Origin of the sequence: Vibrio sp. L85 (assembly GCF_963871815.1) — a bacterium.
GTDB classification, from domain to species: domain Bacteria; phylum Pseudomonadota; class Gammaproteobacteria; order Enterobacterales; family Vibrionaceae; genus Vibrio; species Vibrio harveyi.
Genome location: NZ_CAWMYL010000219.1, coordinates 1 through 955, shown reverse-complemented (window position 1 = coordinate 955; position 955 = coordinate 1). Strand labels below are relative to the sequence as shown.

Below are 955 nucleotides of genomic sequence, written 5' to 3'. Positions count from 1 at the left end.
CTTTTATTATTTTTAAGCGTGCATAATAAGCCCTACACAAATTGGGAGTTAGACATCATGAGCAACGCAGTGCCCGCCGAGATTTCGGTACAGCTATCACAGGCACTCAACGTCATCGAGCATCATCTGGGATCGACGTTGCTGGCCGTGCATTTGTACGGCTCTGCACTCGACGGTGGCCTGAAGCCATGCAGTGATATTGATTTGCTGGTTACTGTGACTGCACAGCTCGATGAGACTGTGCGGCAGGCTCTGTTCGTAGATTTCCTGGAAGTTTCCGCTTCTCCCGGCCAAAGTGAAGCTCTCCGTGCCTTGGAAGTTACCATCGTCGTGTACGGCGATGTTGTTCCTTGGCGTTATCCAGCCAGACGGGAACTGCAATTCGGGGAGTGGCAGCGCAAGGACATTCTTGCGGGCATCTTCGAGCCCGCGACAACCGATGTTGATCTGGCTATTCTGCTAACTAAAGCAAGGCAACACAGCCTTGCCTTGGCAGGTTCGGCCGCGGAAGATTTCTTCAACTCAGTCCCGGAAAGCGATCTATTCAAAGCACTGGCCGACACCTTGAAACTATGGAACTCACAACCGGATTGGGCAGGCGACGAGCGGAATGTAGTGCTTACTTTGTCTCGCATTTGGTACAGCGCAGCAACCGGCAAGATCGCGCCGAAGGATGTAGCTGCCAACTGGGTAATGGAACGCCTGCCCGTCCAACATCAGCCCGTGCTGCTTGAAGCCCAGCAGGCTTACCTTGGACAAGGGATGGATTGCTTGGCCTCACGCGCTGATCAGTTGACTGCGTTCATTTACTTTGTGAAGCACGAAGCCGCCAGTCTGCTCGGCTCCACGCCAATGATGTCTAACAGTTCATTCAAGCCGACGCCGCTTCGCGGCGCAGCTTAATTCAGGCGTTAGATGCACTAAGCACATAATTGCTCACAGCCAAACTATCAGG

Annotated in this window: 1 protein-coding gene; it reads left to right on the top strand. The window is 53.2% G+C overall.

Annotated elements, in window-relative coordinates:
- Window positions 1–57 precede the first annotated feature (57 nt).
- Window positions 58–903 carry an ANT(3'')-Ia family aminoglycoside nucleotidyltransferase AadA16 gene (locus tag AACR11_RS21185; RefSeq protein WP_001749984.1) on the top strand — a complete coding sequence of 282 codons (846 nt, stop codon included), beginning with the start codon at window positions 58–60 and terminating at the stop codon, window positions 901–903.
- Window positions 904–955 lie beyond the last annotated feature (52 nt).